Below are 20,348 nucleotides of genomic sequence, written 5' to 3'. Positions count from 1 at the left end.
TGAGGGGCTCAATCATTCGGAAGTAGAGGAAGCCGCGTGGGTACGCGCCAGCCAAGGATCGGAAAGATGGCGGCGCTCCAGATACATGGCATCACCATAGCTAAAGAAGGCGTATTCGTGCTCCACGGCCTGCTGGTAGGCGGTAATGGTATGATCGAACCCCGCGAAGGAGCAGACCAGCATCAAGAGCGTGGATTCCGGCAGGTGGAAATTGGTCACCAGAGCATCGACGCACTGCCATTGGTAGCCTGGGCGAATGAATATCTCGGTATCGCCCTGATAGGGCGCGATGTCACCACTACGTGCCGCAGTTTCAAGACAGCGCACACTGGTGGTGCCCACGGCAACAATCTTGTTGCCACGCGCCTGAGCCGCCTTGATGGTGGCGCAGCACTGCTCGCCCACCTCAAGCCACTCCTTGTGCATCTTGTGCTCTTCGACGTTGTCCACGCGAACGGGCAAGAAAGTACCCGCGCCCACATGCAGCGTTACGAAGCTGATATGCACGCCTTTCTCGCGGATACGCGCCATCAGTTCGTCATCGAAGTGAAGCCCCGCCGTGGGGGCAGCTACGGCCCCCTTATGACGCGCATAGACGGTTTGATAGCGCTCGCGATCATCGTCTTCATCGGCGCGCTCTATATAAGGAGGGAGCGGCATATGCCCGTGAGCTTCGAGCAGATCGAATAGCGGGGTATCGCCCGCGAAGCGCAAAATGAACAGCGCATCATCACGACCTTCGACCTCGGCATGAATATCGCCTTCGAAAATCAGCTCGGTGCCGGCCTTGGGCGCCTTGCTTGAACGCAGATGCACCAAAGCACGGTGTTCATCCAGCGGACGCTCCAGCAGCATTTCGACACGGCCACCGCTGGCTTTCTGGCCGAACAGACGCGCAGGAACCACGCGGGTATCGTTGAATACCATCACGTCGCCTTCATCGAGTTTGTCGAGCAACTCGGCGAAGCGCTGATGTTTAATCTCGCCGCTATCACCGTTCAGGCTGAGGAGACGGCAGTCGGTACGCGACTCCGACGGATAGTTGGCGATCAGCCGCGAAGGCAGCTCGAAATGAAAATCTGAAAGATGCATGGCTGTACTGGTATCGGGAAAATGAACCGCCTGGAGTATGCGGCCAGCGTGATACACCGCCGACAAACAGCAGCGCATCCTGTGGGGGCGCTATGATAGACAATTCGTGGCAGGAAGTCATTGACGTGAAAAGGATCCGTCGTATAATGGCAGCCGCTCTCAGCGAGCCAGCGTGGCGAAATTGGTAGACGCAGGGGATTCAAAATCCCCCGGTGGCGACACCGTGTCGGTTCGAGTCCGACCGCTGGTACCAAGGCTTATAGCCCTGTACTGTAAGTTACACATCCTTTCTGGTTGCCATTTGGTTGCTGCATAGGCTCAAAAGAGCTTTCTGAACAGCCTCCAGCCTTTCCTTATAAGCCTTTTCCTTAATAGATGGATATATCGACTTGTAATAGACAAGCTCGAATGGCTTAGGAATTCCCACCATATTAAGTATTCTCCCTGCTGATTCAGCATGATTCCTGACGAATGTTCAGTTCCTTTTTGCAGGCTCCTTCCTCTTTCTTGACCAGCATCTAGCCAGACTCCATCTCTCTTAACGCTCTTATGGCTGCTGAGCCGACGCTGTTTTGTTTTTGGCGGCTGATGTATCCACCCATATAAGTAGTCACCGCCGCTAACCAAAACCGGCCGGTGGGCTATTTTCATGGGGAGGAAGCGCTTTTAACCCCACGAAACCCAATATTAAGGTAATCTGGTGGGATATTATCCTTTCCAGCAAGAGGCTGTCATGTCCACCATCACCTGTATCGAAGACCTGCGCGTATTGGCAAAGCGGCGCGTGCCAAAGATGTTTTACGACTATGTCGATTCAGGGGCGTGGAGCGAGAGTACCTACCGTGATAACCAGCAGGCGTTCGAGCGCATCAAGTTCCGGCAGCGCGTGATGGTGGATATGGCCGGTCGTCAGTTGTCCACCACCTTGATGGGGCAGCAGGCGTCGATGCCGTTGGCGCTGGCCCCTACAGGGCTGACCGGCATGCAGCATGCTGACGGTGAAATTCTGGCAGCGCGAGCGGCCGAAAAGGCGGGTGTTCCTTATACGCTATCGACCATGAGCATCTGCTCGCTGGAAGAGGTGGCGGCGGCGGTATCGTCACCGTTCTGGTTCCAGCTTTATGTGATGCGGGATCGCGAGTTCATCAATAACCTGATTGATCGCGCCAAAGCGGTCGGGTGCTCTGCACTGGTGTTGACTGCCGATCTGCAAATACTGGGGCAGCGTCATGCTGATCTGAAAAACGGCCTATCGGTGCCGCCCAAACTGTCGGCGCGGGTTATCGCCGACATGCTGACCAAATGGCGCTGGTGTCTGGCGATGTCGAAAACCAAACACCGCACCTTTGGCAATATCGCCGGGCACATCAAGGACTCCACGGATCTCACCTCGCTCTCCAAATGGACGGCGTCGCAATTCGATCCGTCGCTGTCGTGGGATGATGTGAAGTGGATCAAGGAGCGCTGGGGCGGGCCGCTGATTATCAAGGGAATCCTTGAACCCGAAGATGCTGAAGAAGCAGTCAATGCGGGAGCCGATGCCATTGTGGTTTCAAACCACGGCGGGCGCCAGTTGGATGGCGCGGTGGCCTCCATTGATGCTTTCCCGGCGATTGCACAACAGGTCGGGAATCGGGCCGAGCTTTATATCGACGGCGGTATCCGCTCGGGGCAGGACGTGCTGCGCTCGCTGGCACTGGGAGCGAAGGGAGCCTTTATTGGACGCCCGTTCCTGTATGGATTGGGCGCGATGGGAGAAGAAGGCGTCAGCAAATGTATTGAGCTGATTCGCAATGAGCTGGATATCACCCTGGCGTTCTGTGGGCTGCGCAACATTGCTGATGTGGATACCAGCATTCTGCGGCCAGGCAGTTATCCCACAGTGAACGACGAGCAGCGCTGAACATGGCCTGAATATAAGCTGCATATAAAGAGAAACGCCCGAAACAACACTGTTGCTTCGGGCGTTTTGGCGTTAAGCAAACCGCAGTGGGTTTAGTGCCTATTCGGTATCGGGCACTTGCGGGTTGCTGCCTGGCGCTTCACGGTTCAAATGCAGGAAGTGCAGGTGGCGCTCGTACTGGTCGAGCACGTCGTTGATTACCTGCTCCTTGCTGTACCCCATCAGGTCGTAGCCCTGAGTACCTTCCAGCAGATAGACCTCCATACGGAAGTAGTAGTCATCGGCGCGCTTGCCGTTGATCGCAAAGGCAGGTGAGGCATAGCGCGTTGGCCACAGCGAGTAGTCGAAGTTCTGCTCTTCACCCAGCGCCACATGCAGGTTCAGCTGCGGCAGACCTGACTCCTCTGATATCTCTTCATTGAGGGTCAGAATAGCGCCCTGTTTCTCAAGCTCATCCGTCACTTCACGCAGTGCAGGGCGATAAATCGTCTCGATGGCCCTCAGTGTCTGGCGCTTGCCGGGGTAGCTCATCGAGCGCGAAATACGCTGACGCCACGTTTTCGCGATGTTCTTCTCGCCTTCCAGACGGCCTGAAAGCTGGCCGGGCAGACTTCCCTGCAAGCTGTTCTTGCGGAAGGTTTCCACCTTGAGCGATTTATAAAGTCCCCACATGATGAGGAACATCACGAACGAGAACGGCAGCCCAAAGATCATGGTGGCGCTTTGCAGGGTGCTGATGCCTCCCACAAACAGCATGGCGATGGTCAGAAGGCCAATCGCCGCCGACCAGAAGATACGCAGCCAATTGGGGGCGTCGCTCTCGGGGTCTTTCAGATGGGAAGAGAAGTTGGCCAGTACCAGCGCGCCTGAGTCCGCCGACGTCACGTAGAACAGCAGCGCGGTCAGAGTGGTCAGGCCAGCAGAGAAGGTCACCCAGGGGTACTGCTGAAGCAGCGCATAGAAGGCGCGCTCAGGATGATTCAAGGCGATCTCGCCCAGTGCCTGATTGCCGTGCATCACTTCATACAGGGCACCGTTCCCGAACATCGAGAGCCACATCAGGGTGAAGATCAGCGGAATGATCAGCGTGCCCAGCACAAACTGGCGGATGGTTCTGCCGCGCGAGATACGCGCCAAAAAGAGGCCGACAAAAGGTGCCCAGGCAATCCACCAGGACCAGAAGAACAGCGTCCAGGCGTTCTGCCACTCCACCGGACGGTTATAGGCCATGGTATCCATCGACATGGTGATGAAGCTGCCAACGTAATCGCCGATATTCTGCACCACTGCATTCAGCAGGAAGACCGTGTCGCCAGCGCACAGCACGAAGACGAACAGCAGCACCGACAGCAGCACATTCAGCTCGGAAAGACGACGAATACCGCGCCCAACGCCTGATACTACCGAAATGGTGGCAATAACGACAGAAATGGCCACCAGCACAGCCTGAGGGCCGATGCCTTCCTGAACACCGAACAGGAAGTTCAGGCCGTAGTTAAGCTGCACTACGGTAATCCCCAGCGAGGTGGCAATACCGAAAATGGCGCCCAGCAGGGCTGCCGTATCAACGGTGTGGCCGATGGGGCCATAAATGCGCTTGCCGATCAGCGGAAACAGTGCTGAACGGATACTGAGAGGCAAATGGTAGCGGAAGCTGAAGTAGGCCAGCGCCATGCCCATCAGTGCATACATGGACCAGCCGGTAATGCCGTAATGGAACAGTGGCCATACTACGGCCTCACGAGCGGCAGTCATGCTCTCAGGCGTGGCTTGTGGCGGTTGAAGGTACTGGGTGAGAGGTTCGGCTACCGAGAAGAAAATCAGGTCAGCACCAAGTCCTGCGGCAAACAGCATCGAGGCCCAGGTGAACATGCTGTATTCGGGCTTGGATTGCTCTGGCCCCAGCTTGATGTCGCCGTAGCGTGAGCAGGCGATGAAGATAACAAACACAACGTAGATGGCAGCGGCCAGGAAGTAGTACCAGCCGAAGCCTTCGGATATCCAGCCCAGAATCGACTGGATTACGTAAGCTGCGTTAGCGGGGGCGGTCAGTGACCAAATGGCGAGCGCCACAATCACCGTGGCGGAACTGAAAAAGACGATCGGATTAAGCCCGTCTTTCGTTTCTATATTTGTGTCGGAGTGATTACTCATAGGCTGTTTGTCGGTGAGTGATAGGAAACCGCCGCTCTCGGCAGCCAGACCCCCACTGCCTGTGCGTATGGGCAGATAGATCCGGCAGCCTTCCAGCGAGCGACCGTTACGAGGGCTGTGCGCGTGGCAGGTCGGCGATCCATGTATAAAACGGGTAAGCCAGTCGAGTGCCGTGCAAGGCTCAATCGAAGGGCAATGCGGTCGCCGGTGCTGCAAGCGTATTAGCTAACCATGCAAACAGGTTTAGCGCTAGGGCCAGTCGCCGTATTTGCAAAGTGAGCGCTAGGCTAACATGGAGAGGGGAGGGTACGTCAGCCACTGCCACAGGGAGGGTTTATGGAGCTAACATTAAAGAAGCCTCTGAATGCGGGCCGTCAGGCCGCTGGGCACCAGAGGGCAATGTCTGTTGAAGGCGGGAGGCGTGACGCAAAAAGCGCTGAGCCACGCTGCATCATGGCGGGAAAGGTGAGCGCAATGATGCAGCAAGTGTCAGCAGTTATTCCGGCATGTACTTGTAGCCGACGCCATAGACCGAGTGAATGATCTCCTTATCCGGCCAGGTATCGGCGATCTTCTTGCGCAGCTTCTTGATGTGGCTGTCAACGGTGCGCTCCGAGACGATGCGATGATCACGGTACATCTGCTCCATCAACTGATCGCGCGAGTAGATACGCCCCGGGGTGCTCATCATTACGCTCAGGAGCTGGAATTCGATCGCGGTCAGGCCGATATCCTTGCCGCCTGCCAGCGCGCGCCAGCCATCGCCATCAAGCACCAGAGCATTGTCGTCATCACTGACGGCTTCATCTTCTGCGGCCAGCGATACGCGGCGCATCAGCGCTTTGCAGCGCGCCACGACTTCACGCGGACTGAAAGGCTTGCAGATATAATCATCAGCGCCAATTTCGAGCCCCAGCAGGCGATCTATCTCTTCGACGCGGGCAGTCAGCATGATAATGCCCATCGGCTCATAAAGGCGGCGCAGCTCCCTGCACAGCTCAAGGCCATCCTTGCCCGGCAGCATCACATCGAGGAGCACCACTTTAACTTCCGGATGCTCGGCGACCCACGGCAAAACTTCATCGCCATGGGCGATGTGGTGCGTCGAATAGTTGTTGATCTTCAGATAATCCGCGACAAGCTCGGCAATTTTAGGCTCGTCTTCAACAATAAGAATATCGCTCACCTGACGTCCTTCTTCTTGGATGCTGCCGATGCCACCTGTTGGCGCAGCAGCGGAATGTGAATGACCCAGCGCAGCCCGCCCAGGCTGGATGACTGCGCTTGCATGGTGCCTTTGTGCATGGCGACCAGCGCTTGAACAATCGCCAGACCAAGACCGCTGCCACCACTCTGACGATTTCTGGAAGCATCGACGCGGAACAGGCGTTCGGTCAAGCGTCCCAGGTATTTATCAGGAACACCCGGCGATGAATCTTCCCACACGATAACAGCATGCTGCTTGTTACGGGTCAGCGTGACCTTGATCGTGCCGGGAGCATCGGTATAGGCGATGGAGTTGTCCAGCAGGTTACGCCAAAGCTGATGCAGTCGGTATGGCGCTCCCTCGATAAGCACACCGTCGGTGATCTCCGCTTCAAGGGTGAAGCCGAGGTTGTCGGCGGCTCCACGACGATCCTCGATCTGTCGGGCCAGCATTTCGCTGAGATTCAGCTCTTCAAGCTGCGCGTCGATCTGCCGGTTGTCGGTTTCGGCCAGCAGCCGTAAATCATCCACCAGCCGGCTAAGCACTTCGACTTCGCGCGACAGCGAGCCAATATTGCTCGGTGTCAGGGGGCGCACGCCATCCTGCATCGCTTCCAGCTCGCCACGCAGAATAGCCAGCGGCGTGCGCAGCTCATGCGCGATGTCGGCCCCCCAGCGCTGGCGGGCGACGCGGTTATGTTCCAGAGTGCGGGCCAGGGTATTGATATCGCTGGAGAAGCGCGATAGCTCGTCCTGGGCGCCGGTAGGCAAGCGCACGCGGAAATCGCCCATGGTCAGCGACTGGGTAGCCATTGCCATCAGGCGAGCACGGCGCCCCAGCCACAGGGCAATGCCTGCGGCCAGCAGCAGGGATGCGGGCAGCAGCGCCAGCAGAATAATCGCCAGATTGTCCATCTGGTTATCAAGGAAGATCACATCCAGCGTGGATGAGAAGCGATCCGGTGACCAGTAGCCAAGCTCGCCTACCTCGTGACCATCGACCACGATAGGTTCACGCAGCAGATCCTTGGGCGGATTGGGACGCCCCTGCACACGCTTGCCATGGGCATCAAACAGCACAAACTGACGCGGATCGGAGAGCGGCGGAATAAAAGGCGTGCTGCTGTCGGGAGGGGAGGAAACATCAAAGATGTTGCCGTGGCGTCCGCCGATCGAGTCGCGCAGTACCTGCGCCCAGCTACCATGCTCATTCAGCCACTCCCAGCTTTGATGCTCGCGCCAGTTCTCTTCCAGCGTTTGTACGATATTGCCGATCTGGTGCTTCTGACCGTGCTTTACGTAGTTGAGAAAGCCATTGTCAATACTGCGGGACACCGACAGATAGATCACCGCACTAATCAGCACGTTGACCAATAAAATGGTGAAGAACAGTTTGATACTCAGGCGGTTCAGCATGGGGATGGGCGTATTCCGGCGGTCGTTGGGGGAGTCGGAAAATGCAGTGTATAGCAAATAGGGCGCAGGTTAGCGCAATGATTGTGCAAGGCTTGAGCGCATCAGGCCAGCGAAGCAAACAGCGCCATCAATGGCGGAGACGCCAGCGACAGCAAGGCCCCGGACGATAGCGCTATCGGCACATACGCAACCCCTGCGTAGCGGGAGATTATCGGCAACGTCATATCCATGGCGGTGCCGCCGCAGTAGCCGACGGCGGTGCCCGGATGACGCCGGCTCAGCATCGGCAGCAGCATAATAGCGACCACTTCCCTGAACAGATCGTTAAGCAGCGCCATCGCGCCCATGACGGGGCTGATCTGATCATTGAGCAGCACAGCCGAAAGCGAATACCAGCCAAACCCTGAAGCGAGCGCCAGGCTCGACATGAGGGGAAGTCCGATCAGCGGTGCCGCGATCAAGGCGGCAAGCAGCGATGCAACGATGACCGCTCCCGCCAGCTTGACGCCAGTAGTATTGAGCAAGACCTGGCGCAGGCTAATGCCGGAAGCGCGTAGCTGATGGCCTATCAGAAGCAGCATCAGATAGAGCGCCAGCGAAATGCCATGGTGTGAAAGCGCTCCCAGCGCAGGGATCAGCAGCGCCACGATCACCCCTGCCGTCACTGCAATCAGCGGTATGAGCGCCCCTTTCAGCGCGTCGAAAGTGGCACTTCCTTCGCTGACAGGGCGCTCGGCGGTAGTCAGATGACGATGCTCCACCCAGCGCAGCGCCACAATATTGAGCAGCAGTGCAATCACCGCAAATACGCCGACCTTCACCAGCAGGGTGCCAGCATCCGTAAGATCAATGCCGAAATCGGTCATGCTGGCGCCCATCAGCAGCAAAATGGCGTATATCAGGGCATTGGTGGTTCGTTCGAGGGTACGTTCGAGCTTCTTGCCAAGGGAAGGAATCAGATAGCCCGCTACCAGCGGTAGCAGCAGTAAAAGCAAATCGAGGGTCATGGTCGGAATTCAATGCAAAACGCCTAGTGTAACCTTTTATAAGGTAGCAGGCGTAGGGCTGGCGCTGTCAGAAAGGTGGTGGGGGGAGCGGCGCATGGCGCGCGCCATTTTCTCCTATTCTCTCTGGAGGTGATGCGCGTGCGCCACGTTCTATTTCATTCATCAGATTCAGATAAAGAAGAGCAGCAATGGCGCATCATGCAGCGCGCTATAAAAGCCTCTGCGGGCAGTAGCCAGTCGGCCTTCAACGCGTGATCTCGCACTCCAGCGACTGCCCCTCGAAGAAGGCGCGTACATTGGTCAGGGTACGGTTACGCATACGCTGCTGGGCAAACTCGGTATGGGGGGCTACATGAGGCGTCATCAGCACACGGGCGTCGTTGCGTAATGCCTCGGGCACCCAGGGTTCATGTTCGAAAACGTCGAGTCCAGCCCCCGCAAGCTCATCGTGCGCCAAGGCGTCGACCAGCGCTTCTTCATCCACCACATAACCGCGGGAAACATTGACCAGATAGCCCGTTGGCCCAAGCGCTTGCAGCACACGGCGATTAATAGCGTGACGATTGCTGGCCCCGGCGCGCACCGTGATCATCAAGACATCGGCCCACGTCGCCAATGCCTCAATGTTATCGCACCAATGATAAGGCGAATCGGGGCGTTCACGTCTGCCGGTGTAGCCTACTTCCATCGCCAGCGCTTCAGCATGCTGCGCCACGCGGCTGCCAATTGCTCCGAGGCCGTAGATACCGATACGCCGCCCGGCCAGCCCAAGGCTTAGCGGTAGCGCGCCTCGGTTGGCGTCGCTCCACTGCCCTGAGCGCACCAGTTGATCGTAGCCCGCGAGGTTGCGCACACCGCTCAGCATCATCGCAGTGGCGAACTCGGCTACTGCCGGTGCATTGGCGTCGCCCGCATTGGCAATGCGAATGCCGCGCACAGCCGCTTCCTGCAAATCAATCAGATCATAACCGGTGCCGTAGCACTGAATGAATTCCAGCGCCGGTAGCTGGTCGAGCAGCGTCTTGTCGATCGGTAGGCCGCCCTTGGTGACCATGACCCGCGCTTGAGAGCTCCCTTCAGGCAGAACCGTCGGGGCCATCTCAGTAAGCGGGCCGAGCAGGTGGTAGTCACGAGCGAGGGCGCTGACCAGCGGTTGTGGAGCGGCATATCTCAGCAGTATGGAGTGGCGCATGATTCAGATGAATCCCGTCGAAGGAGCTGTGATGAGTGAAGGTGGCGTGGCTTCAATAGCCCGCGTCTCGATCAACGCTGGGAATGGCTTCGCCGTTCTCCCAGCGCTCAATGTAATCGGCAATTTGAGCAGCCGCATCTTCCATCATGGTCGGCGCCGCCGAATGCGGTGTAATCAGAATCTGCGGATGTTGCCATAGCGGCGATTCAGGGGGCAGCGGTTCATGGGGGAAAACATCCAGCGCTGCACCGCGCAAATGGCCGCTATCGAGCAATTCCACCAGATCATCGAGCATGATGGCATTACCGCGCCCTGGGTTGATGACTACACCGCCTTCGGGCATCTGGGAGAGAGTGGTGCGGTTGAGAATGCCCGATGTGGCTGGCGTGGCGGGAAGAATATTGATAATGGTACGGCTGCGTTGCAGCACTTCTTGTAGCCCCTCTTCGCCGTGAAAGGTGGTGACGCCCTCCAGGGTTTTGGCGCTGCGGCTATAGCCGTTAACCTGATAGCCGTGGCGCGCCAGCCCTTCTGCCACCTGAGCACCAATGGCCCCCAGCCCTAACACCCCTACCGGCCATTGGCTGCGTGGCTGCGGGAAGCGTAGTTTCCAGCGCCGCTCGCGTGCCTGCTCTGCGTAGCGATCGAAATCGCGCGAGAAGTGCAGCAGCGCATACAGGCTGTAATCGAGCATCAGCGAAGCCATGCCCGCATCGCGCAGCTTGGTAATCGGCACGTTCGGCGGCAGCGAAGGGTTATTGAGCAGCGCATCGACGCCCGCCGCGACATTGATAATGCCCTTTAGTGATGCGTCCTGTGCTTCCAGCAGCGCCTTTGGAGGGTTGAACACCGCCAGATAATCCGCTCTGGAAGCGGGCATCTCGTCGCTGGTAACGACTTCCGCATGGGGCAGCATGGCGCTCAGCAGCGCTTGCAGTTTCGCAGCGAGCGGGTGGTGAACAATAATGCGCATAAGCAGCCTTTTAATGTTGTCAGAAGGGCGAACAAGGGAGGCGTTGCGATCTTTCAGCACGCTAGTCAGAGTACCTTCGTTGTCCGAACGAGAAAGATCAAGACGTGCGGCACTTTTAAGTGGGGGCTGGGCGACTCAGCGGGAGCGCCATGCCGACAAGAGGGCAGCGGGAAAGTGGCTTTTCTGGCCCAATTGCTGCGTTAGAAAATTGAGTCACACCGGGCCTTCTGGTATTCTGATGTCCCATCCAAGGCGCGAGCCAACGCCAGCTCTCAGGCGTTCGCTTTTGATACCTCGCGCTGTCGGGTCGGTTGATCCGATCCTCTTCTAACTGGCTTTAAAAGCGCTCCTTTACCAATTTCCCTGCGCTCGCACAACGTCTGTAGCAGCAACCTTTTGTGTTGCGGAAGTCAGACGGTTCACGACTCAGGGCCCAAACGATGGGTTTTTCATGACGCGATACATCTTTGTCACCGGTGGTGTGGTTTCCTCTCTGGGCAAGGGCATTGCCGCTGCCTCACTGGCGGCCATTCTTGAAGCGCGCGGTCTCAAGGTGACTATCCTCAAGCTGGACCCCTACATCAATGTGGACCCGGGCACCATGAGCCCCTTCCAGCACGGTGAAGTTTTTGTTACCGAAGATGGTGCCGAGACTGATCTAGATTTGGGCCACTATGAGCGTTTCATTCGTTCGCGGGTGACTCAGCGCAACAACTTCACCACCGGTCGTGTTTACGAGCACGTACTGCGCAAGGAGCGCCGCGGCGATTACCTGGGCGGCACCGTGCAGGTGATTCCGCATATCACCGACGAGATCAAGCGTCGTGTGGTGGAAGGCGGTGAAGGCTACGACGTGGCGCTGGTCGAAATTGGCGGCACCGTAGGGGATATCGAGTCGCTGCCGTTCCTTGAAGCGATCCGTCAGATGCGTGCCGAGCTGGGTGCAAGCCAGGCGATCTTCATGCACCTGACGCTGGTGCCCTATATCAAGACCGCTGGTGAAACCAAAACCAAGCCGACCCAGCACAGCGTGAAGGAGCTGCGCTCCATCGGTATTCAGCCGGATATCCTGCTGTGCCGCAGCGAAGTGGATATTGAAGAAGCGGAATGCAAGAAAATCGCGCTCTTCACCAACGTTGAACAGCGCGCAGTTATTCCTCTGCTCGACGCCGATACCATCTATCGTATTCCGCTGATGCTGCACGAGAAGGGCCTCGACGAGATTGTCTGCGACAAGCTGCGCCTTGAGGCGGCTCCTGCTGATCTGAGCGAGTGGGTTCATGTGCTGGATGCCAAGCTGAATCCGCTCAAGACCATCAACATCGCGATGGTCGGCAAGTACATGGATCTGCTCGATGCCTATAAATCGCTTAACGAAGCCCTGATTCACGCGGGGATTCAGACGCGGGTCAAGGTCAATATCGAATACGTGGATTCAGAAGAGATCGAGCGTGTTGGCGTTGAGCGTCTGGAAGGCAAGGACGCGATTCTGGTGCCTGGCGGCTTTGGCTCGCGCGGTATCGAAGGCAAAATCGCCACGGCGCACTGGGCGCGTGAAAACAAGGTGCCCTATCTGGGTATCTGCCTTGGCATGCAGGTGGCGGTTGTAGAGTATGCGCGTCACGTCGCAGGCTGGGAAGACGCCGCCTCGACCGAGTGGACCTTCGATACCAAGCATCCGGTAGTGGGCCTGATTACCGAATGGATCACGCCCGAAGGCAAAATCGAGGAGCGCACCGAACAGTCTGATCTGGGTGGCACCATGCGTCTGGGCGCACAAACCTGCCATCTGGCTGAAGGCTCCAAAGCGCGCGCTATCTACGGCAGTGCCGAGATCGTTGAGCGCCATCGCCACCGTTATGAAATCAACGATCAATTTGTGGCCGACCTTGAAAAGGCAGGGCTGATCTTCTCGGGACGCAGTGTGGACAACTCTCTGGTCGAAATGATCGAGCTCAAGGACCATCCGTGGTACGTGGCTTGTCAGTTCCACCCTGAATTTACCTCGACGCCGCGCGATGGGCATCCGCTCTTCACCGGTTTTGTCAACGCGGCGCTTGAGCAGCGCGCCACCCGTCAGGCGCGTGCTTCCGCCCCTCAGGAGCCGAAGTCATGAGCGAGCAGCGGGTGATTGATATCGCAGGGCTGAAGGTGGGCAATGAGCTGCCCATCACCCTGTTTGCCGGTATGAACGTGCTTGAGTCGCGCGAGCTGGCGATGGAAACCGCCGCTGCCTATAAGGAAGTGACCGATCAGCTCGGGATGCCCTATGTGTTCAAGGCGAGCTTTGACAAGGCCAACCGTAGCTCCATCAACTCCTTCCGCGGACCGGGTCTTGAGAAGGGGCTGGAAATTCTGGCCGAGATCAAGTCGCGCTATCAGGTGCCGCTGATCACTGACGTTCACGAACCGTGGCAGGCAGCGCCAGCGGCAGAGGTGTGTGACGTTATCCAGCTTCCGGCGTTTCTGGCACGTCAGACCGATCTGGTGCTGGCAATGGCAGCTACCGGCGCGGTGATCAACGTCAAGAAACCGCAGTTTGTCGCGCCGCACGAAATGCGTCATATCATCCAAAAGTGTCACGAAGCGGGCAACGATAACGTGCTACTGTGCGAGCGCGGTTCGAGCTTCGGTTACAACACATTGGTCGTGGATATGCTGGGCATGGCCGAGATGAAGGAAACCGGCCTGCCGGTGCTGTTCGACGTGACCCACTCGTTGCAGCGGCCCGGCGGGCGCAGTGATAGCGCTGGTGGGCGTCGGCAGCAGGTTGCCGAGCTGGCACGCGCTGGCGTCAGTGTGGGCATTGGTGGCTTGTTCCTTGAAGCGCACCCTGATCCTGATAACGCCAAGTGTGATGGCCCTAGCGCTCTGCCGCTGAACAAGCTTGAGCCTTTCCTGCGCCAGATTCATGAGCTGGATCGCCTGATTAAAGGATTTCCTGCACTGAATGTGGAGTAAATATAGAAGCGCCTCACTTTGAGGCGTTTTTTTTGGTATGTTGTTGGATAACGTTATTTTCTTCCATGCCGCTCCGGCGGCGTCACACCCCAAAAGGATGCGCAATAATGGCTAAAATCGTTGATATTCGTGGCCTTGAAGTCCTCGACTCGCGTGGTAACCCCACTGTCTATGCAGAAGTTGAGATCGAAGGTGGCATCAAGGCCAATGCGTATGCTCCCAGCGGAGCATCGACCGGATCACGCGAAGCGCTCGAACTGCGTGATGGCGACAAGTCGCGCTATCTGGGCAAAGGGGTGACCAAGGCGGTTGCCGCGGTCAATGGCCCGATCAAGGAAGCGCTGACAGGTTTCGACGCTGCGGATCAGCGTGGTCTTGATGACGCGATGCTCAAGCTTGATGGCACCGACAACAAGGAAACCCTTGGCGCGAACGCTATTCTTGCCGTCTCCCTCGCAGCGGCCAAAGTGACCGCTATCGACAAGGGTGTCGAGCTGTATGAATACATCGCCGAGCTTTACGGTCAGCCGGGTCAGTACGCGATGCCGCTGCCGATGATGAACATCCTTAACGGTGGTGAGCACGCCGACAACAACGTTGATATTCAGGAATTCATGATCCAGCCAGCGGGTGCGAAAAGCTTCGCTGAAGGTCTGCGTGCCGGCGCTGAAATCTTCCACGCGCTGAAAAAAGTGCTGTCAGGCAAAGGGCTGGGCACAGCAGTAGGGGATGAAGGCGGCTTCGCACCGAACCTGGGTTCCAACGCAGAGGCGCTGAGCGATATCAAACAGGCGGTGGCTGATGCAGGCTATACCCTGGGCAGCGACATCACCCTCGCACTCGACTGTGCAGCCTCCGAGTTCTACAAGGATGGCAAGTATGTGCTGGCGGGCGAAAACAAATCGTTCGACGCGGCTGGCTTTGTTGAATACCTCGCCAACCTGACCGAAGAGTATCCGGTGGTTTCCATCGAAGATGGTCTTGATGAAGGCGATTGGGACGGCTGGAAGGTGCTGACTGATCGTCTTGGCAGCAAAATCCAGCTGGTCGGTGATGACCTGTTCGTCACCAATACCCGCATTCTCAAGGAAGGCATCGAGAAGGGCATTGGTAACTCCATTCTGATCAAGTTCAACCAGATCGGTTCGCTGAGCGAAACTCTGGATGCGATCAAAATGGCTCACGATGCGGGCTACACCACGATTATCTCGCACCGCAGCGGCGAAACCGAAGATACCACCATCGCTGACCTCGCGGTGGGCACCAGCGCCGGCCAGATCAAAACCGGCTCACTGTCGCGCAGTGACCGCGTTGCCAAGTACAACCGTCTTCTGGTCATTGAAAACCAGCTCGGTGAAAAAGCACCGTACCGCGGCATCAAGGAAGTGAAAGGCCAGTAAGCCCGACACTCACCGTCGCACGTAAAACGGCCACCCTCGATAGGGTGGCCGTTTTTGTTTTATAGCGAACCGAGCCATCGTTTTGTTCATCAAGTGATCAAATGCACCCATAGCATGATGATGTACTCTTGCCTTATCTCTCTCCAGAATCATGTACAGATAAGTAAAGTTAGCATGCTTATCACATAATAAATGGTCATTATTATTGATATTACTTGTCTGTATCGACCAACGGTTAATAAACCAAAGCATAGCCCTTTCATTAGGAGTGATTAGGCATTTTTGTGTGCCCTCTATTTTTTATGAAAAGTTTTTAGGGTATTTTTAAGGTTAAGAAATTATTTTTTTATGATTTAAATCTATAAAATTCAATCGAATAGCAAGGCGATCTCCTAAAGTATTATTAAAATGTCATTGCCTCTGACAGGTTTATGTATATAAACATATGAGCAATGCACGATCATGTGTTTTGTTCACTGGTTTTATGACTACCTGCCAAGGGGGAAGCCATCATGTCCGGCCCAGCCACAGCCACCCAGACAGAATCCACTCAGATTCCTAAAACCATGAAGGCGGTAGTTGCCTATGCCCCAGGAGATTACCGCCTTGAAGAAGTGGCCGTTCCTGAGATAACCGATCAGGAAATTCTGGTCAAGGTCGAAGGCTGCGGCATCTGTGCTGGTGACCTAAAAGCCTATGGAGGCGCCCCCAGCTTTTGGGGAGATGATAAACAACCCTCCTATATCAAGGCTCCGATGATCCCCGGTCATGAATTCATTGCTCGCGTAGTCAAGGTCGGTGCCAAAGTAGAAGGTTTCCAGATCGGCGAACGGGTAATCTCGGAGCAGATTGTTCCCTGCTGGAACTGCCGTTTCTGCAATCATGGGCAGTACTGGATGTGTGAAAAACATGATCTTTATGGCTTCCAGAATAATGTTAATGGCGGTATGGCCGAGTACATGAAGTTCACCAAGGAAGCGATCAATTACCATGTGCCGGAAGATCTGCCGTTGGAAAAGGCCATCCTGATTGAGCCTTATGCCTGCTCCCTGCACGCCGTCCAGCGTGCTCAGATCCAGTTGGGTGATGTGGTGGTGCTTTCGGGCGCCGGTACGCTTGGCCTCGGGATGGTCGGTGCAGCGAAAAAAGCCGGCGCCGAAAAGCTGATCGTCCTCGACCTGTTTGATGATCGTCTGAAACTGGCGAAAGAGTTTGGCGCCGATCTGACATTCAACCCCAAGCGTGATGACGTGGTCTCGATCATCAAGGAGATGACCGACGGTTATGGGTGCGATACCTATATCGAGGCGACTGGGCATCCTGCTTCGGTAGAGCAAGGTCTAGCGATGATTCGCAAGCTTGGCCGCTTTGTCGAATTCAGTGTGTTCAAGGACCCGGTGAGCGTGGACTGGAGCATCATCTCCGACCGCAAAGAGCTGGATCTACTCGGCTCTCACCTTGGCCCTTACTGCTATCCGCTGGTGATCGAAGGTATCCGCAACGGCGACTTTCCGACTGACGGTGTAGTCACCCACAAGCTGCCTTTGGAGAAATTCCAGGAAGGGTTCGATCTCATGCAAAGCGGGGCCAACTCACTCAAGATTGTACTGATCCCCTGATTCACCCCGTTACTACTACCTCGTATCCACTGGTGTCGCAGGAGATTCATCGCGATGAACATGACAGTAGCTCCATCCACTATAAAAGCGCCCAGAAAAGGGCGCGCGCGCTGGATAATCGGTGCCTGTGCCGTGGTGGTACTCGGCGCCATCGCGCTGGATACAAAAGTCGTCAAGGATGGGGAAGATCCTTCACAAGCTGCCGTAGAAAGTTTCGGAACCACAGAGTTTCCCGGTATCGCTCAGGATGTGGAGCAACGTGCCGTTGAGGCTCCCGAACTTGCCAAGGCTGTACTGACTGACTCCACGGCTGCCGGTAAGCAATACGGAGTGGGCGATTTCGCTCCGGTGATCCCGGTTCATTTTGTTGGGACTGCAGAAGATGTCCGCTCCGGTATCTATACGATAAAAGCCCAGGACATGCCGGACCAGATCAAAATACGTGTGCAGACAGGGCCAGCCATCAATGGCACCGACCTGCGTGATGCCACCGGCAAGATCCAGTTTAGCCAATTCACTAACCAGATCGACTATCAGAATGCTGGCGCCTCACTGAACCAGGCCATGAAGGCGGAAATACTGGACAAGGTGGATACCGCCAACCTCACGGGCAAGACGGTTGAAATCACTGGGGTATTCAAGCTGATCAACCCGAATAACTGGCTGGTAACACCGGTAAGGATGAGTGTGCAATGAGCGAATTAACCCAGCACGCGCCCACAGACGAAATTGTCCTGTCAGCGAAGGATGTCGCTAAATCCTTTGGCAACGTCCATGCCCTCAAGACCGTTAACTTTGACATTCATCGCGGTCAGGTCACCACGCTGTTCGGAGAGAATGGAGCTGGTAAATCGACGCTGATGAAGATTCTTTCTGGCGTCATTCAGCCCACATCCGGAGAGATCACGCTTAACGGAGAGCCCGTGAGCTTCTCTTCATCCGTGGATGCCCAGCGGATGGGCATCTCGATCATCCACCAGGAGCTTAGCCTCGCCCCCAACATGAATGTGCGTGACAACATTTTCATGGGACGTGAAATCAAGGGAGCCTCGGGTATCAATTATGCCGAAGAGGCGCGTCAGGCTCAGAAACTGCTGGCCGATCTGGACGGCTCCATTGACCCGCTGGATATGGTGGAAGATTTACGTTTGGGGCAGCAGCAGATTATCGAGATTGCCCGCGCGCTATCCGTTGAGTCGCGCATTCTGATCATGGATGAGCCTACCTCCGCACTCTCCGCGACTGAAGTGGGCGTGCTCTTTGATGTTATTGCACGTCTCAAGCGCCAAGGAGTCTCGATCGTCTATATCTCCCACCATTTGGAAGAAGCATTGGAGGTCACTGACCATGCGGTAGTGCTACGTGATGGCCTGATGACCGCCTATGCCAAGCGCGCCGATATAGATCTGGAGTGGATTGTGCGCAACATGGTAGGGGAAGGGTTCGATCTTGGCTCGCCTCCTGTTGACCATGAATTCGGCGCAGTCGCGTTGAATATTGAGAACCTGAGCGTAGCCGACGCCAAAGTGGCTGGTCGTTTCCTCGTCGACCATCTTTCCCTGCAAGTACGTGCAGGCGAGATCGTCTGCCTTTATGGATTGATGGGGGCAGGGCGTACGGAGCTGCTGGAATGTGTAGCGGGACGATTGCCCGCTGATGATGGAAAAGTACTGCTTGGGGGCAAGGATATTTCCCGTCTGACTATCAGCGAGCGCATTGAACAGGGCCTTGTGCTTGTACCAGAGGATCGGCAGCGCGACGGCCTGGTACAAACGCAATCCGTTGGGCAAAACCTGTCGCTGGCCAGCATCAAGGACTTCACCCGTTGGCTGCTGACTTCCCGTCCGCGCGAAACCGAAGTGATTGATAACGCTATTGGTCAGGTTCGTATCAAGGCGGGGGGCGCCCATGCCGAGATCGGTTCTCTCTCGGGGGGCAACCAGCAGAAGGTAGTGATCGGCAAGATGCTGGCAACTCAGCCCAGGGTCGTACTGCTTGACGAGCCCAGCCGTGGCATAGATATCGGTGCCAAGGCAGAAGTATTCAGGCTGCTGGCTCAAGGCGCAGCACAAAAGGGACTGGCAGTACTCTTTTCCACCTCTGAGGTCGGCGAATGCCTGAGCATTGCTCACCGAGTAGTGGTCTTGAGCAAGGGGCGCATCAAGGCTGAATTTGGGGCAGATGTGACCAAGGAAGAAATCATGGCAGCCTCAGGTGAAAGTGTTGCCGCATGAACGACATAGCCTTATGGCTTTGAGGAGTACTTCAACCATGACTCAGTCAACTTCGGCATCGACACGCCCGCATGGCAATTTCGACCTCCTGCGAATGCTGTTCAACGGACGCGCCTTTTTTGCCTTGATCGCCATTATCATCATCTTCTCGACCCTGTCGCCGGTGTATTTCTCTACCAACAACTTCCTCACCATGTCATCTCATGTGGCCATCTACGGTTTATTGGCCCTTGGCATGCTATTGGTCATCCTGACTGGGGGGATTGATCTTTCGGTTGGCTCCACCCTGGGCCTTTCAGGGGTTATTGCCGGCTTTCTGATGCAGGGAGTGGGTATTCACGCCTTTGGCGTCACTCTGTATCCACCGGTCTGGGCAGTGGTAATCCTCACCGCAATGCTCGGTGCCGTGGTTGGTGGTATCAACGGCGTATTGATTGCCTATTTCCGGGTGCCTGCCTTTGTCGCCACTTTGGGCATGCTCTATGTGGCTCGTGGTGCTGCCATGCTGATGACCAATGGCCTCACCTTTAATACTCTGGAAGGTGACCCGGAACTGGGAAATACCGGCTTTGACTGGCTCGGTTTCAACGGTCTGTTAGGCGTGCCTGTCAGTGTATGGGTACTTATTGCTGTCGCGGTGATTGGCATGCTGCTGCTGCGACGCACCCCCTATGGCCGTTGGGTGTATGCCATTGGTTGTAATGCCCGTGCCGCTGAACTATCCGGAGTGCCGGTAAAACGAGTGCAGGTGTCGGTCTATCTGCTGTCTGGTGTATGCGCAGCCATTGCAGGACTGGTGCTCTCATCACAGCTTACCTCGGCAGGCCCGACCGCAGGCACAACCTATGAAATGATCGCTATCGCAGCAGTGGTTATCGGCGGAGCGGCCCTATCGGGTGGTCGTGGCTCTGTTGGCGGCACACTGCTGGGGGCCTTTGTTATCGGTTTTCTTTCTGACGGTCTGGTTATCATTGGTGTATCAGCCTACTGGCAGATGGTCTTCACCGGTGGCGTGATCATCCTTGCCGTGCTGCTCAACAGCGTGCAGTACCGCGGACGCAAGAAGCGTAGTACAGCAATACCTCCCTCCTCAAAGCCAGGTGGTGTGGTTGATGCAGTGACAGGCAATCGGAATTCCAAATCGGCTGTAGTCTCCTGAAGTAGTCGGTGCGAATTCCTAATATTAAGCAT

At 56.3% G+C, this 20,348-nt stretch carries 15 protein-coding genes and 1 tRNA gene; 9 read left to right on the top strand and 7 right to left on the bottom strand.

The window, feature by feature from the left end:
- Nucleotides 1-12 precede the first annotated feature (12 nt).
- The gene (gene queA / locus L881_RS0103145; RefSeq protein WP_025732264.1) at nucleotides 13-1,092 is read right to left on the bottom strand and encodes a tRNA preQ1(34) S-adenosylmethionine ribosyltransferase-isomerase QueA; all 1,080 of its coding nucleotides are present in this window, start codon (nucleotides 1,090-1,092) and stop codon (nucleotides 13-15) included.
- A gap of 166 nt (nucleotides 1,093-1,258) precedes the next feature.
- Here queA and L881_RS0103140 point away from each other — a divergent pair.
- Nucleotides 1,259-1,345, top strand: a tRNA-Leu gene (locus L881_RS0103140).
- Nucleotides 1,346-1,825: 480 nt separating this feature from the next.
- On the top strand, nucleotides 1,826-2,995 hold the full coding sequence (locus tag L881_RS0103130; RefSeq protein ID WP_025732263.1) for an alpha-hydroxy acid oxidase: 1,170 nt from the start codon (nucleotides 1,826-1,828) through the stop codon (nucleotides 2,993-2,995).
- Between the two features lie 99 nt (nucleotides 2,996-3,094).
- Here L881_RS0103130 and betT read toward each other — a convergent pair whose 3' ends face one another.
- The 6 genes from betT to L881_RS0103095 all read right to left on the bottom strand — a co-directional run bounded on the left by betT (nucleotide 3,095) and on the right by L881_RS0103095 (nucleotide 10,943).
- The gene (betT, locus tag L881_RS0103125; RefSeq protein ID WP_025732262.1) at nucleotides 3,095-5,149 is read right to left on the bottom strand and encodes a choline BCCT transporter BetT; all 2,055 of its coding nucleotides are present in this window, start codon (nucleotides 5,147-5,149) and stop codon (nucleotides 3,095-3,097) included.
- A gap of 496 nt (nucleotides 5,150-5,645) precedes the next feature.
- On the bottom strand, nucleotides 5,646-6,335 hold the full coding sequence (locus tag L881_RS0103120) for a response regulator (RefSeq protein ID WP_025732261.1): 690 nt from the start codon (nucleotides 6,333-6,335) through the stop codon (nucleotides 5,646-5,648).
- Nucleotides 6,332-7,771, bottom strand: a complete 1,440-nt coding sequence (locus tag L881_RS0103115; RefSeq protein WP_025732260.1) for an ATP-binding protein — start codon at nucleotides 7,769-7,771, stop codon at nucleotides 6,332-6,334. Before L881_RS0103115 ends, L881_RS0103120 begins: the two co-directional genes overlap by 4 nt.
- Before the next feature lie 101 nt (nucleotides 7,772-7,872).
- A complete protein-coding gene (locus L881_RS0103110) occupies nucleotides 7,873-8,778 on the bottom strand; it encodes a LysO family transporter (protein ID WP_025732259.1) in 906 nt (301 codons plus the stop codon).
- A 244-nt stretch (nucleotides 8,779-9,022) separates the two neighbouring features.
- Nucleotides 9,023-9,970, bottom strand: coding sequence for a 2-hydroxyacid dehydrogenase (locus L881_RS0103100; RefSeq protein WP_025732258.1), 948 nt, complete (start codon nucleotides 9,968-9,970; stop codon nucleotides 9,023-9,025).
- 52 nt (nucleotides 9,971-10,022) lie between these two features.
- The gene (locus L881_RS0103095) at nucleotides 10,023-10,943 is read right to left on the bottom strand and encodes a 2-hydroxyacid dehydrogenase (protein WP_025732256.1); all 921 of its coding nucleotides are present in this window, start codon (nucleotides 10,941-10,943) and stop codon (nucleotides 10,023-10,025) included.
- A 451-nt stretch (nucleotides 10,944-11,394) separates the two neighbouring features.
- Here L881_RS0103095 and L881_RS0103090 point away from each other — a divergent pair, with 451 nt between their 5' ends.
- The 7 genes from L881_RS0103090 to L881_RS0103060 all read left to right on the top strand — a co-directional run bounded on the left by L881_RS0103090 (nucleotide 11,395) and on the right by L881_RS0103060 (nucleotide 20,316).
- On the top strand, nucleotides 11,395-13,059 hold the full coding sequence (locus L881_RS0103090) for a CTP synthase (protein ID WP_025732255.1): 1,665 nt from the start codon (nucleotides 11,395-11,397) through the stop codon (nucleotides 13,057-13,059).
- A complete protein-coding gene (gene kdsA / locus L881_RS0103085; protein ID WP_025732254.1) occupies nucleotides 13,056-13,904 on the top strand; it encodes a 3-deoxy-8-phosphooctulonate synthase in 849 nt (282 codons plus the stop codon). The genes L881_RS0103090 and kdsA overlap by 4 nt, the downstream gene beginning before the upstream one ends.
- Nucleotides 13,905-14,011: 107 nt before the next feature.
- Nucleotides 14,012-15,304 (top strand): phosphopyruvate hydratase, encoded by a 1,293-nt coding sequence (gene eno / locus L881_RS0103080; RefSeq protein WP_025732253.1) that lies wholly within the window; start codon nucleotides 14,012-14,014, stop codon nucleotides 15,302-15,304.
- 512 nt (nucleotides 15,305-15,816) lie between these two features.
- Complete coding sequence (locus L881_RS0103075) at nucleotides 15,817-16,923, top strand: MDR/zinc-dependent alcohol dehydrogenase-like family protein (protein ID WP_025732252.1); 1,107 nt, start codon at nucleotides 15,817-15,819, stop codon at nucleotides 16,921-16,923.
- Between the two features lie 54 nt (nucleotides 16,924-16,977).
- Nucleotides 16,978-17,619, top strand: coding sequence for a DUF2291 family protein (locus L881_RS0103070; RefSeq protein ID WP_084055377.1), 642 nt, complete (start codon nucleotides 16,978-16,980; stop codon nucleotides 17,617-17,619).
- Entirely contained in the window at nucleotides 17,616-19,157 is a 1,542-nt protein-coding gene (locus L881_RS0103065; protein WP_025732250.1) for a sugar ABC transporter ATP-binding protein, read from the top strand. Before L881_RS0103070 ends, L881_RS0103065 begins: the two co-directional genes overlap by 4 nt.
- A 37-nt stretch (nucleotides 19,158-19,194) precedes the next feature.
- Nucleotides 19,195-20,316, top strand: a complete 1,122-nt coding sequence (locus tag L881_RS0103060; protein ID WP_025732249.1) for an ABC transporter permease — start codon at nucleotides 19,195-19,197, stop codon at nucleotides 20,314-20,316.
- Nucleotides 20,317-20,348: the final 32 nt, after the last annotated feature.

It is taken from the genome of Carnimonas nigrificans ATCC BAA-78 (assembly GCF_000526695.1).
In the GTDB taxonomy this organism is placed as follows: Bacteria; Pseudomonadota; Gammaproteobacteria; order Pseudomonadales; family Halomonadaceae; genus Carnimonas; species Carnimonas nigrificans.
Note: the sequence above shows the minus strand (reverse complement) of the source record. Positions and strands in the feature narration are given on the sequence as shown.

Bases quoted from the DNA above. Each gene is read 5' to 3' on its own strand.
- L881_RS0103065 (WP_025732250.1), top strand. From the start codon at position 17,616: ATGAGCGAATTAACCCAGCACGCGCCCACAGACGAAATTGTCCTGTCA.
- betT (WP_025732262.1), bottom strand. From the start codon at position 5,149: ATGAGTAATCACTCCGACACAAATATAGAAACGAAAGACGGGCTTAAT.
- L881_RS0103130 (WP_025732263.1), top strand. From the start codon at position 1,826: ATGTCCACCATCACCTGTATCGAAGACCTGCGCGTATTGGCAAAGCGG.
- L881_RS0103115 (WP_025732260.1), bottom strand. From the start codon at position 7,771: ATGCTGAACCGCCTGAGTATCAAACTGTTCTTCACCATTTTATTGGTC.
- L881_RS0103060 (WP_025732249.1), top strand. From the start codon at position 19,195: ATGACTCAGTCAACTTCGGCATCGACACGCCCGCATGGCAATTTCGAC.
- L881_RS0103075 (WP_025732252.1), top strand. From the start codon at position 15,817: ATGTCCGGCCCAGCCACAGCCACCCAGACAGAATCCACTCAGATTCCT.
- eno (WP_025732253.1), top strand. From the start codon at position 14,012: ATGGCTAAAATCGTTGATATTCGTGGCCTTGAAGTCCTCGACTCGCGT.
- L881_RS0103070 (WP_084055377.1), top strand. From the start codon at position 16,978: ATGAACATGACAGTAGCTCCATCCACTATAAAAGCGCCCAGAAAAGGG.
- queA (WP_025732264.1), bottom strand. From the start codon at position 1,092: ATGCATCTTTCAGATTTTCATTTCGAGCTGCCTTCGCGGCTGATCGCC.
- kdsA (WP_025732254.1), top strand. From the start codon at position 13,056: ATGAGCGAGCAGCGGGTGATTGATATCGCAGGGCTGAAGGTGGGCAAT.
- L881_RS0103100 (WP_025732258.1), bottom strand. From the start codon at position 9,970: ATGCGCCACTCCATACTGCTGAGATATGCCGCTCCACAACCGCTGGTC.
- L881_RS0103090 (WP_025732255.1), top strand. From the start codon at position 11,395: ATGACGCGATACATCTTTGTCACCGGTGGTGTGGTTTCCTCTCTGGGC.
- L881_RS0103110 (WP_025732259.1), bottom strand. From the start codon at position 8,778: ATGACCCTCGATTTGCTTTTACTGCTGCTACCGCTGGTAGCGGGCTAT.
- L881_RS0103095 (WP_025732256.1), bottom strand. From the start codon at position 10,943: ATGCGCATTATTGTTCACCACCCGCTCGCTGCGAAACTGCAAGCGCTG.